The 12,501-nt window shown below is 60.3% G+C and carries 7 protein-coding genes and 1 pseudogene; 4 read left to right on the top strand and 4 right to left on the bottom strand.

The genetic code is table 11. From position 1 onward, the window contains the following. The first annotated feature begins 998 nt into the window (after positions 1-998). Entirely contained in the window at positions 999-4,808 is a 3,810-nt protein-coding gene (locus tag EV286_RS25285) for a vitamin B12-dependent ribonucleotide reductase (protein WP_132959945.1), read from the top strand. Between the two features lie 164 nt (positions 4,809-4,972). On the opposite strand, the pseudogene EV286_RS25280 reads toward EV286_RS25285, so the two are convergent. Next, a pseudogene (locus EV286_RS25280) lies at positions 4,973-5,294 on the bottom strand (molybdopterin-dependent oxidoreductase); the annotation flags it as partial. Positions 5,295-5,913: 619 nt separating this feature from the next. On the opposite strand from EV286_RS25280, the gene EV286_RS25270 reads away from it, so the two are divergent. Continuing rightward, complete coding sequence (locus tag EV286_RS25270; RefSeq protein ID WP_132959944.1) at positions 5,914-7,233, top strand: nucleotide disphospho-sugar-binding domain-containing protein; 1,320 nt, start codon at positions 5,914-5,916, stop codon at positions 7,231-7,233. Positions 7,234-7,445: 212 nt separating this feature from the next. Continuing rightward, complete coding sequence (locus tag EV286_RS25265; protein ID WP_132959943.1) at positions 7,446-8,561, top strand: FAD-dependent oxidoreductase; 1,116 nt, start codon at positions 7,446-7,448, stop codon at positions 8,559-8,561. A gap of 239 nt (positions 8,562-8,800) precedes the next feature. Here EV286_RS25265 and EV286_RS25260 read toward each other — a convergent pair whose 3' ends face one another. Both EV286_RS25260 and EV286_RS25255 read right to left on the bottom strand, forming a co-directional pair. Beyond that, the gene (locus EV286_RS25260) at positions 8,801-9,187 is read right to left on the bottom strand and encodes a hypothetical protein (protein ID WP_132959942.1); all 387 of its coding nucleotides are present in this window, start codon (positions 9,185-9,187) and stop codon (positions 8,801-8,803) included. 209 nt (positions 9,188-9,396) lie between these two features. Beyond that, the gene (locus tag EV286_RS25255) at positions 9,397-9,771 is read right to left on the bottom strand and encodes a hypothetical protein (RefSeq protein ID WP_132959941.1); all 375 of its coding nucleotides are present in this window, start codon (positions 9,769-9,771) and stop codon (positions 9,397-9,399) included. A gap of 260 nt (positions 9,772-10,031) precedes the next feature. Here EV286_RS25255 and EV286_RS25250 point away from each other — a divergent pair, with 260 nt between their 5' ends. Next, positions 10,032-10,847 (top strand): class I SAM-dependent methyltransferase, encoded by an 816-nt coding sequence (locus EV286_RS25250; protein ID WP_165932932.1) that lies wholly within the window; start codon positions 10,032-10,034, stop codon positions 10,845-10,847. A 117-nt stretch (positions 10,848-10,964) separates the two neighbouring features. Here EV286_RS25250 and EV286_RS25245 read toward each other — a convergent pair whose 3' ends face one another. Then, a complete protein-coding gene (locus EV286_RS25245) occupies positions 10,965-12,455 on the bottom strand; it encodes an ATP-binding protein (RefSeq protein WP_132959939.1) in 1,491 nt (496 codons plus the stop codon). Positions 12,456-12,501 lie beyond the last annotated feature (46 nt).

Raw genomic sequence — 12,501 nt, 5'->3', positions numbered from 1 at the left:
CAGCCTCTACTCTTCCTATGCGACGAGGCGCCGACGGCGCCTCATTTGTTTTGGTGGAGGTTCCTGCGTTCGGCTCCACAGCTCACCGACTGTCCGACTTCTTGCGGTTATTGAGCGGCAAACGCAACTTGATTCGTCTCCCGCTCAACAATCGTCTTTCACCCTTGCAGAGGTCCGGACGGCGTGAAGCTGAGGGCATTAGGGCAAGTTCCTGAAGAAGGCTTGAGCCGGCGCCTGCGTAGTCATCGGGACAGCCCAGCGGAACGAATCGGCACAGGAAAGCGAATTCGAGGCGATCCTCTTTATCGGAGGCTAAAAAGGCGTCGAGGCCGGAGCGGTCACAGTCGGTATCTGGCTGGAATTCGCTTTGAACCAGAAATGGTCCGACCGCGAGCGTCACCGCTCGAATCGGCAGCGGCTTTTGCCTTTATTTCGGCACCGATTCCACCACTTTGCCGCCAAACCTCAGTTTTCGGTGCACTTTTCCCCAGCACCCTTCCCCGGCGGACGGCGGAGCCGCCAACGATTTCCCGCAAGCTCTTGAATTCAAAGGCCTCCCTTCCTTTCCCCAATTTCCACAGGATTGCGCCACAATATGTTGTGGTTAAAAAACTGACAAAAACCACCCCTTGACGGAATCAGCCGTTTCAAACTTAATGGCACTCGATGTTGCGGCGGCGACTGGACCGGACATAACGAGGCCGGTTCTTCTTTAAAATCGGGCGTGGATTCAGGATCTTGCACCTATGATGGCGTGCGGTCCGGAGGGACGTTTTTGCGCGATTTTTTTCTCCACAAAAGCGGCATCCGGGACTGGCGATAATAAGCTGTTAACACTATATTTAGTGTTTGCAGCCACGATCACCACAAGATACAGGAATAACATCTGCGGATGCGACTCCTGTCAAAAGGCGGATTGAACACTGGCTGCGCGATGAAACCGCGAAGCCGGACGAGGGATTTTTGCGCCGTTTGGCGCCAGATACGAGGACCAGGATATGCGCATCGAACGTCGATTCACCAAGGCCGGGCAAAGTGCCTATGCGGATATCGAATTCCGCAAGGCGACCAGCGAGATCAAGAATCCGGATGGCTCCATCGTCTTCCGTCTTGAGAACATCGACGTGCCCGCGCAGTTCTCGCAGGTCGCAGCCGACATCCTGGCGCAGAAGTATTTCCGCAAGGCCGGCGTTCCCACACGGCTGAAGAAGGTTGAGGAAAACGACGTTCCCTCCTTCCTGTGGCGCTCCGTTGCCGACGAGGCGGCGTTGAAGAGCCTGCCGAAGGATGAGCAAGCCGGCTCCGAGACCGACGCACGCCAGGTTTTCGATCGCCTTGCCGGCACCTGGACCTACTGGGGCTGGAAGGGTGGCTATTTCTCCTCCGAGGAAGACGCCGCCGCCTTCAAGGATGAGCTTGCCTACATGCTCGCCACCCAGCGCGTCGCCCCGAACTCCCCGCAGTGGTTCAACACCGGGCTGCACTGGGCCTACGGCATCGACGGTCCTGGCCAGGGTCACTACTATGTCAACCCCTTCACCGGCAAGCTGACGAAGTCGAAGTCTGCCTATGAGCATCCGCAGCCGCATGCTTGCTTCATCCAGTCCGTGGAAGACGACCTCGTCAACGAGGGCGGCATCATGGACCTGTGGGTTCGCGAGGCGCGTCTCTTCAAATACGGCTCGGGCACCGGCTCTAACTTCTCGATGCTGCGCGGCGAAGGCGAAAAGCTCTCGGGCGGCGGGCGGTCCTCCGGCCTGATGAGCTTCCTCAAGATCGGCGACCGTGCGGCGGGGGCCATCAAGTCCGGCGGCACGACGCGCCGCGCTGCCAAGATGGTCGTCGTCGACATCGACCATCCGGATATCGAGGCCTACATCAACTGGAAGGTCAAGGAAGAGCAGAAGGTGGCGGCCCTCGTCACCGGCTCCAAGATCGTCGCCAGGCACCTGAAGGCGATCATGAAGGCCTGCGTCAATTGCGAAGGCGATGGCGAAGATTGCTTCGATCCGGCCAAGAACCCTGCCCTGAAGCGCGAGATCCGCGCTGCCAAGAAGGACCAGGTTCCGGAGAACTATGTAGGCCGAGTCATCCAGTTCGCCCGCCAGGGCTACAAGGACATGGAGTTCAAGACCTATGACACGGATTGGGACAGCGAAGCCTATCTGACCGTTTCCGGCCAGAACTCCAACAATTCCGTCTCGATCAAGGACGACTTTCTCCATGCCGTCGAGAACGATGGCGACTGGAACCTGACGGCCCGCAAGGACGGCCGGGTGATGAAGACGCTGAAGGCGCGCGACCTCTGGGAATCGATCTCCTACGCCGCCTGGGCATCGGCCGATCCGGGCCTGCACTTCAACACGACGATGAACGACTGGCACACGTCGCCCGCCGGCGGCCCGATCCGCGGCTCGAACCCGTGCTCGGAATACATGTTCCTCGACGACACGGCCTGCAACCTCGCCTCGCTGAACCTCCTGCAGTTCAAGGACAAGGCGACCAAGCGCATCAACATCGCCGATTACGAACATGCCGTGCGCCTGTGGACCGTCGTGCTTGAAGTCTCGGTGATGATGGCGCAGTTCCCATCCAGGCGGATTGCCGAACTCTCCTACGAGTACCGCACGCTCGGCCTCGGCTACGCCAATATCGGCGGCCTGCTGATGTCGTCGGGCATTCCCTATGACAGCGCCGAAGGCCGCGCCATTGCCGGATCGCTGACGGCGATCATGACCGGCATCTGCTACGCGACATCAGCTGAAATGGCGGCCGAGCTCGGACCGTTCCCGAACTTCGCGCCGAACCGCGAGAACATGCTGCGCGTCATGCGCAACCATCGCCGCGCCGCCTACGGCGAAACCTCGGGCTATGAGGCGCTGTCGGTCGACCCGGTCGCGCTAGTCCATTCGGAGAACCCGGACCAGGATCTGGCCGCCCATGCAAAGAGCGCCTGGGACAAGGCGATCGAACTCGGCGAGAAGCACGGCTATCGCAATGCGCAGGTCTCGGTCATTGCACCGACAGGCACGATCGGCCTCGTCATGGATTGCGACACGACCGGCATCGAGCCCGACTTCGCACTCGTCAAGTTCAAGAAGCTCGCCGGCGGCGGCTACTTCAAGATCATCAACCGTGCAGTTCCGGAAGCGCTGCGTACCCTCGGCTATTCGGAAAGCCAGATCGCCGAGATCGAAGCCTATGCGGTCGGCCACGGTAACCTGAACCAGGCGCCCGCCATCAATCCCGGCACGCTGAAGGCCAAGGGCTTCACGGACGAGAAGGTCGAGGCCGTCAACGCCGCGCTGAAGAGCGCCTTCGACATCAAGTTCGTGTTCAACCAGTGGACACTTGGCCTCGACTTCCTGAAGGCCACGCTGAAGGTTTCCGACGAACAGCTTGCCGACATGAGCTTCAACCTGCTCGACCATCTCGGCTTCTCGAAGAAGGACATCGAGGCTGCGAACATCCACGTCTGCGGTGCGATGACGCTGGAAGGCGCGCCGTTCCTCAAGAACGAGCACCTCGCCGTCTTCGATTGCGCCAATCCCTGCGGCAAGATCGGCAAGCGCTACCTCTCGGTGGAAAGCCATATCCGCATGATGGCGGCTGCCCAGCCCTTCATCTCGGGTGCGATCTCGAAGACGATCAACATGCCGAATGACGCAACCGTCGAGGATTGCAAGAACGCCTACATGCTGTCCTGGAAGCTCGCCCTCAAGGCGAACGCGCTTTACCGCGACGGCTCCAAGCTTTCCCAGCCGCTGAACTCCTCGCTGATCGAGGACGATGCGGACGAGGATGCGCTGGAGGAACTGCTGCAGCAGCCGGTTGCGGCGCAGGCGGTCACCATCACGGAGAAGATCGTCGAGCGGGTGATCGAACGCGTCACCCGTGAACGCGAGAAGCTGCCGAACCGCCGCCAGGGCTACACGCAGAAGGCCGTCGTCGGCGGCCACAAGGTGTATCTGCGCACCGGCGAATTCGGCGACGGCCGTCTCGGCGAGATCTTCATCGACATGCACAAGGAAGGCGCTGCCTTCCGCGCGATGATGAACAACTTCGCCATCGCCATCTCGCTCGGCCTGCAATACGGCGTGCCGCTCGAGGAATATGTCGAGGCCTTCACCTTCACCAAGTTCGAGCCGGCCGGCATCGTCCAGGGCAACGACGCGATCAAGAACGCCACGTCGATCCTCGATTACGTGTTCCGCGAACTCGCCGTCTCCTATCTCGGCCGCCACGACCTCGCCCACGTCGATACGTCGGACTTCTCCAACACCGCACTCGGCAAGGGCATCCAGGAAGGCAAGACCAACCTCGTCTCCACCGGCTGGACGCGCGGCTACAAGCCAACACTGGTCTCCAGCGGCGAGCGTCCGTCCGCCGAGCCGAAGGGAGCCTCGACCGCGGCACCCGCCCGAGCCTCCTCCGGCGGTGCGACGATCACCTCGATCGCCGGCAATACGGCACGCAAGCTCGAGCCGGCCGTTTCCGTCTCGACCTCCGAAATCCTCGCCTTCAAGCGGGACTACGAGGAGCGTGCCAAGGAACTGGCCGAGGAGATTGTGGAGGAAGTGATCGAGGAAAGCGCCCGGGAGGCAACCGCCCTCTTCTCCGACAAGGCCGAAGCCGAAGCAGCTTCCGCCAAGACGGAAGCCAAGAAGCTGGAAGCCGAACGCCGCGCCCGCTCGATCATGCAGGGCTACACCGGCAACATGTGCACCGAGTGCCAGAACTTCACGATGGTCCGAAACGGAACCTGCGAGAAGTGCGACACGTGCGGAAGCACGAGTGGGTGCTCTTGAGGAGAGGCCTGTACAAAGGGTTGCCGCATCCACGCGAGAAACCAGCCGGGAGACCATTTCTCTGGATAGTCCACTGAAACGGCCTCCCGCGAGAAGGGCGAAAGCCTGTCGAAGCAATACCGGGCGCTAAGGCGCCCGTCATTCGTAGAGGCCACGATTGTCTATCATATGCCCGCGTACCAGTCGTATCCTTGATCTTCCCAACATCCGCCGCCACCGTCTTGGATTTCGGCAAAGGTCGAGACCAAGTCAATGGACGTGATGAACTTGCTCATCTTGTATTCGAGCTGGCGTTCGACGCGGACTCTAAGGGGTGCTCCGCTTGCAACCATAGGGAGCACTCTTCATCGCGTAGGCCAGAATGGTCTGCGGATGCCGCGCGTCAATAAGATCAATGCTTCCGTAGCACGGAACCCCAGTGTCGCCGCTCTGCCAATTGTCGAAACAATGAAACACCGCGTACCGAGCCCTTGGGCGCGGCCTCGCCTGGTTGCGCAGCGACGAAAGCGGAACAAACGGGCAGTCTGCCTCCCTCCAAAAATCTCCAGGAGCCAAGGCCATGCCGGGTCCATCCCGCGCGACATCATGAGGCCCGTGAGCACCATCAGGGGCAAGAGGGCAAAGATGACCGTAAGATAGCTGAGCTTCTGAAGTGGGTTGTAGCGTCGCCCGTGACTGAATCGTAACCGGAGACGGGCGAGGACGTCATACGGCAACGCACGCAGGTCGCGGCCGTTGCGCAGGAGGTCACGCCACACATGTCCGTTTCCAGCTACCTACCGGCTTTTCAGCAAGGGCGAAGTCGCCCCGTTCGTCCTCGGCACGCGAGGGCGTGAGCGCTTCGGAAGCGAGCCAGCTTCGGATATTGCCGCAGCTATCGCCGATTGAGTCGAGAAAGACGCATCGGAGGCCGTGGAAGCATACGCTCTCAATAATCGTGCCTGCCTTCCCAGAGCCAGCCCACTGGGTATTTGCGCATAACGCCCGAAATTTCCGATGCCTTCTACAATCTTAACGGTCTCGTTCCTCGCTAAAAGCAACCCATGGCACCGAGGGTGCCTGCGATTTCCAGGTAAAATGAATTTAGCTCAGAGAGAACATTTCCATGAAAATACTCTTCGCTGCAGCGCCCTTTGGCGGCCACATCAATCCCCTGCTTGGCGTTGCCCATCAACTTTCCCAACGCGGGTACGATACCGCTTTCTATACGGGCACTGCGATGCTTCAAACCGTGCGGCAGGCGGGCATAGACGCCTTCGCGTTTCCTTCAGAGGTTGATTTCGATGCAAGCGATCTAGATCGCGCCTTTCCCGAGAGGAAACAGCGTTCGGCTGGCATCGAGCGAGTCGTTTTCGACTTTACCTCGTTCTTCATCGGTCCAATGGCGAGCCACTATCATCGCCTGCAACAAGTGCTGGAGGCGTTCGACGCGGATGCGATCGTCTACGAGCAGCTATTTTTTGGCGCGATCCCGTTTTTGTTCCAACCGCGATACGAGCGTCCAGCCCTAATCGGCTGCGGCATTACCTTCCTTACCACACCACGTCAGGATCATGCTCCCCACGGTCCTGCCCTGCCCTTTGCGACGGATGAAGCGACTCGATTGTCCTACCAGAACGAGGCACTACCCAGCGTAGCCAAGGCCCGCGAGCCGCTCCAGGACCTGTATGCTCAAGAGCTCGCAAAACTCGGCGTCAATGCGGAGAACACGAGTTTCGGCAATGTCGGAACGCTGAAAGCGGATGCCTACTGGCAGATGACAGTCCCGTCATTCGAATACCCGCAGGACGTTGTTGCAACCAACATAATCTTTACAGGCGCGATCCCGCAAGTTCCGTCGAATACGCAATTGCCGCACTGGGCTGGCGATCTCGCTCAGTTCGAACGTGTTGTTCTCGTGACGCAAGGAACGGTGGCAAACGAGGATTTCAAGGCGCTCGTTCAACCGACTTTGGATGCTCTGGCGGATGAGCCCGATACCCTGGTAATCGTCACGGCCGGCGGCCGCAACGCCGATGCAATCGACGGTGACATTCCGCGCAACGCACGCATTGCGTCTTATTTGCCATTCGATTGGCTGCTGCCTCAAATCGACCTGCTAATCACGAATGGCGGCTATGGAACGGTCACTCAGGCGCTAGCGGCCGGCGTGCCGATCATTGTTGCCGGATCGACGGAAGATAAGCCGGAGGTCGCCGCCCGCATTGCGTGGTCAGGAGTGGGCATCAACCTTCAGACAGGCTCTCCGACGCCGCAGGCTATCAGGGACGCGTATCGACGTATCTTTGCCGAAAGCACATTCCGGGACCGAGTACGGGCGCTGCAGGATGAGTTTGGCAGGATCGACGGTATGGCGAGGATCGAAAGAAGCCTTGCAACCGTCGTGGCACAAAAAGAAGAAGCGCCGGCGCAACGTACAGTCTAGCACCGCCGCCCACCTCACATCGATTTGAGGAGAGCTCCGCTGCGACAGGGGTCGTTGCGGAGCTTTATCTGCCGGCAAAGCTTCGTGTTGCATTTGAAACCGGAAAATCCCGTTTAGCGCGCGAGCTGACCGTCGGGAAGCGGCTAGGATCGTCTAAACACCCAGATGCGCGGGTTGGACTCAACCGCGAATATCTTACGCAGGAATTGTCGATGAAAATACTGATTGTCGGTGCTGGTATAGCTGGCTTGTCCACGGCGCGGGCCTTGGCGCTCAAGGGGTTGGAATGCGAAGTCATCGAGCGGCGGCAGGAGCCTCCGACGGAAGGAGCAGGTATCTTCCTTCTCGGAAACGCCTCGCGGGCGCTCGGTGACCTGGGATTGCTGGGCGAGACGAGCTCCCTCGCCTATCCGATTGCCACGCAACGGATTTTGTCCTCGTCAGGAGCCGTTCTGAACCACGTGCGCACCGACGACGTGTGGAAGAATTGCGGTCCGTGTCTGGCCCTTTCACGACAGTCACTGGTTGACGTCCTGCAGAAATCATTGGATCCGGGCGCCGTCAGGTACGGCCTGGAGGTCACCTCGATCGCCTCTCGCGCGGACAGGCGAATTGTTCGGTTTTCCGACGGTCGTGAAGAGAAATACGATTTGGTGATTGGTGCGGCGGGGGTCAACTCGCTGCTTCGAAACATGGCGTTCGGCGCCGATGAAGCTCGCGAGGTTGGCATCTCCTGTTGGCGGCTCGTCGTTCCGAACAATGGCGAGATTGTCGGCTGGACGGCGATGCTCGGCAAAGGGCGCACGCTGCTGGGCATACCGATCAGTAAAAGCGAAACGTACATCTACGCGGACTGCGGCACTGACGAGTTCAGCGACGGCTCCCTCGCCACCCTCAAGCGCCTCTTCAGCGATTTCCGCGGTCCACTTGGCGCAGTCGTCGCCGCCCTTTATCCCGAGACCCGCATCCATCGCGCCAAGTTGCAGGAAGTCCCAGCAAAGCGCTGGATCAAGGATGGCCTTATTCTTATTGGCGACGCCGGACATGCGTCCTCTCCCAGCATGGCACAGGGAGCGGGCATGGCTATCGAGGATGCGGTTGTGTTGGCGGAGATGCTGTCGCGGCCGGGACAGATTGAAGAGGCTCTCCAACGGTTTCACGACGCGCGTATCGAACGGATCGCATGGGTGCAGAAGAAGTCGCAAGACCGCGACAAGCTCAGGAACAGTTCGAGCACGCTGCGGAACGCAGTGCTGCGGCTGTTCGGTAACGCGTTGTATCGCAAGACATACGAACCGTTGACCCGTGCGCTTCTACCCTCAGAGTAATCGGCGCTGGTGATGCCCACTTCCGCCATTGACACGACATGATCCGAGCCACCAGCCGAGCTTGGCTCGGGCGCACTCGAGCATCGCCCACCGGCGACGACAGAGATGCCTTCATTAGACACTTCTGAGTATTGAGAGGGGCTACTGTCAAGGGGTGGCCCGCACCTTCCCATCAACAAAAATGGCCCTCCCCTCCCACAGCGTTGCAATCCGAGTTCTGCCCATTGCGGGCAGACCGGCTAGCGTGGAAGCCGCCATTCTCGAATGCAGTTTGGCGCATAAAAGTAGCCGCCCGTTATGAGGTAACCACCACCGTCAAGCCAGGGCAAATGGTAGCTAACCAAAGTCGCGGCGTTTCCTTCAATTTTGTCCATGAAAGAAGACGGTTGATAGTGATCGCCGGGGACCTGCCATTCTTCAACGAGCTTGTATTCGGCGTGTACACCTGCATTGATCGATCCGTTCTCCTGGAGACGCGCCAAGAGTTCACGGGATTCTGTGCGATGCCATTTCCAAATCAGCAGCCCTTCTGTGCAGACCCCGCTATAGTTAAGGCTTAGTTTGGCCAGCAGAAAAGCCACGCACATTGAAGCCATGATTAATGAGGCAGGGATTAGCTTTGCCAAGGGTGCTTGCCGCGTTCTCGTTGTAGCGTTTTCACGCTATGTAAACCGCCGCCGATTTACACGACCTCAACGGGAGAACCCCACTTTTAGCGACCGCCGAAGGCGCTATCAGCCACTGTTCTAAAATCGTGCGCAATAGGAGACGCCCGCGCTCTCTGCGTGTGCTTCTGGCAAAGTCCTCGCGGTCGAAGCGTAAGGCTTATGGCCGATTAGAAGCCAAGGGGGCGATCGGGTATCTTTTTCCGCATCCTTGTAAGATGTGTGGCGTCAGTAGCGTGAACATCAAAGCGGCTCTGAGAAAGATGAAGGCAGTTGCAGCACTGGCGGCAGGGCTGGCGATATTTTTCCTTCTTTTCTCGGCGCAGTTCGGAACTTATCACGTTGTCGACGCGGTCGCAGAGCTCGCGCAATCGGCTGACCACGCGCATGATCGCGACCGCCTCAACAGCGGCTTGCAAGCGACGCTCGACGATCTGCGTCTCAAGCAGCACGAGTCGAAAGCCGATTATCATCCCGATCCCGAGCACGATCCCGATCACGATCACGATCACGAAATGCCCTATCCCAAGCAATTCGTCGGCCATGGCTTTCCTGTCTCGCAGGGCGCGCATTTTTCAGGCCGACAGTCCGAAACCGTAAAGCATCTGCAATACGGTATCCACCGCCCGCCCAGTCCTGTGACGAGCGCCTGAGGCGCCAAGTCGCCTCTCCTCCACCTGAACCACGCTAATCGCACATGGAGGCTTGCCAATGCGCAAGCCCCCTGCAGCCGCAACTGGCGTTGGCCGCAGTGCCGCGTCAGGCGTCCTGGCGTCTCCATGTGATCAAGGACAGGACTGAGACCATGAAATCGGATCAGACGACCGATCGCCGTTACAACGGCGACACCGATACCTGCGCTCAAAATCGGACGCCCGAGAACCAGGCTGAAGCGCGCCGAACCGCAGCGCCTTCCGTTGCGGAGCAGCAGTCGTTCTGGAATGGCTGGAACGGCGGAGTCTGGAACGGCGGTCGGGGAGAGATCTCCCGGCGGCAGGCGGAAATCGTGCTGGAATGGCTGAACGCATCCGGCCGGCGCGATAACAGGATACTGGAAGTGGGATGCGGGGCCGGCTGGCTGTGCCCGCAGCTCGCCGGGTTCGGCGAGGTCGTGGGCACCGACCTGTCGGACGATGTTCTTCAGCGCGCCCAGGAGCGTTGGCCACACGTCCTGTTCGTGGCGGGCGACTTCATGTCCCTGTCATTCGAAGCGAACTCCTTCGACGTCGTCGTGACGCTGGAGGTGCTATCGCACGTATCCGACCAGGACGGCTTCATGCGCAGGATTGCCGAACTGCTGAAGCCCGACGGCCTCATGATGCTCGCGACACAGAACAAGCCCGTCTTGAGAGACCACTGCATCGTGGCTCCGCTCGGACCGGGCCAGCTTCGACACTGGGTCGATCGAAGCGAGCTTGCCGCACTCGCGGAGCCGTACTTCGTGATCGAAGAACTGTTCTCCGTGACGCCGAGCGCGCACAAGGGGGTAAGACAGCTCCTGACTTCACAAAAGGTCAATGCGCTGCTGAGCCCCATATTCGGTCATCGGTTGCGGAACGCCCTCGAAGCCCGAGACTGGGGATGGACGCTGATGTTGAAGGCGCGCAAGCGGACCGGCTAGGGAAACCGGCCCAGGCCAGATGCCATGGAGGAGGACCGTGGCATAGGTTTGCACTGCCTCCGACGAAGCGCTCGCCGTCGCCGAGAACGGATTCGTTTCGCTCGCCGGACCTGTAGCTCACGCGACAGACGGTCGGTCGGCGCCTTTGGCGGGAACGGTCCCGCCGCGTTCCGGAGGGAGGGTGAACTGGAAGACGGCACCGCGAGGTTCGTTCGGGGAGCCCCACAACTGCCCCCCGTGCGCCTCGATGATCGACCGGCAGATCGACAGGCCCATGCCGAGCCCCTCGGGCTTCGTCGTGTAGAAGGCCTCGAACACGCGCGCGGCCGCCTGCGGCTCCAGGCCCGGACCGGTATCGCGCACCACGACGCCAACCTGGCCCGAAGCATCCGTCTTGGTGCTGACCAGCACCTCCCGCGCGCCGTCGTCGAGACCGCTCATCGCCTCGACCGCATTGAGGATCAGGTTGAGCATCACCTGCTGCACCTGGACGCGGTCGCCGCCCACGGCGGGCAGGTCCGGCGCGAGTTCGGTCTGCAGCGAGACGCCGTGCTTTTGCACTGCACTCCGGGACAGAGCGATGACATCGAGGACGGCATCGGTGAGGTCGAACCGATCCTGGCGCGGGGGCGACTTCCGCACGAGAGCGCGGATGCGGTCGAGGATGTCGCGGGCCAGCCCCGCATTGTGGATGATGCGGCCGAGGGCCTTCCGGGCCCCCTCCACGTCAGGCGGGTCAGAACCGAGCCAGCGTAGCCCGGTATTGGCATTGATGAGTGCTGCTGCGAGTGGCTGGGCGACCTCATGCGCAATCGAGGCCGTCATCTCCCCCAAGGTCGTCACGCGGCTGACATGCGCCAGTTCCGTTTGCGTCTCGCGCAATGCCTCTTCCGCCCGCTTGCGCTCGGTGATGTCGTTGTTGGTCTCCAGGATTGCGACGGGACGGTCCCGTGCGTCCCGTCGCACTGACCATCGACTCATCACGGTTGCCTGCGTCCCGTTCTTCTTCGTGTGGACGAGTTCCCCTTCCCAGCGGCCAGTGCGCAGCAGCTCTACCGTGATCTCCTCGAGCGGCATGGGGAAGCTCGTCTGCAGGAGTTGGTGGGTGACCTTGCCGACGGCTTCCTCTTTTTTCAATCCGTATAGCTGCTCAGCACCGCGGTTCCAGTAGGTGATGACATCGTTCATGTCGCGCACGAAGATCGTGTCGTGAGTGAGGTCGAGAAGCCTTGCCTGCTCGCGCAGCACCCTTTCTCGCGATTGGCTTTGCACGGCCAAAAAAGCTGCAATGCCGATCGCCGCAAGGCTGAGAACGCGGTTCCATAAAGTGGCACTGGGCAATCCGCCTGGCTCCGCCACAAAATAGGCCAGCACCGTCAATACCGCGCATGCCAGCGCCACGAAAAGAATGCCACGTTTCGGAAGAAATCGGGCCGCCATGAGCACAACGCCGACGTACAACATGGCGACGACGATTTCCGCGGTGGTAACTGCATCAAGAATGAAGATGGCGGCAGTGATGGCGATGCAAATCATCGGCAGAGCCCGTTCCGGGACCGTTGCCGACAACGCCGCGCTGTCCTGAGCTTGGCTCTGCCCAGTCTGCATGTCACACCTCCCCAGGACATGCCGATGGTCCCAGTGCCGCGATCGG

This window comes from Rhizobium sp. BK251, assembly GCF_004345245.1.
In the GTDB taxonomy this organism is placed as follows: Bacteria; Pseudomonadota; Alphaproteobacteria; order Rhizobiales; family Rhizobiaceae; genus Rhizobium.
The sequence above is the reverse complement of the archived record's forward strand: the minus strand, read 5'-3'. Positions and strand labels throughout refer to the sequence as shown.

What these genes read in the sequence shown, in the direction of transcription:
- EV286_RS25285 (WP_132959945.1), top strand. Translation starts at nt 999, where the DNA reads ATGCGCATCGAACGTCGATTCACCAAGGCCGGGCAAAGTGCCTATGCG.
- EV286_RS25270 (WP_132959944.1), top strand. Translation starts at nt 5,914, where the DNA reads ATGAAAATACTCTTCGCTGCAGCGCCCTTTGGCGGCCACATCAATCCC.
- EV286_RS25265 (WP_132959943.1), top strand. Translation starts at nt 7,446, where the DNA reads ATGAAAATACTGATTGTCGGTGCTGGTATAGCTGGCTTGTCCACGGCG.
- EV286_RS25255 (WP_132959941.1), bottom strand. Translation starts at nt 9,771, where the DNA reads ATGGCCGACGAATTGCTTGGGATAGGGCATTTCGTGATCGTGATCGTG.
- EV286_RS25250 (WP_165932932.1), top strand. Translation starts at nt 10,032, where the DNA reads ATGAAATCGGATCAGACGACCGATCGCCGTTACAACGGCGACACCGAT.
- EV286_RS25245 (WP_132959939.1), bottom strand. Translation starts at nt 12,455, where the DNA reads ATGCAGACTGGGCAGAGCCAAGCTCAGGACAGCGCGGCGTTGTCGGCA.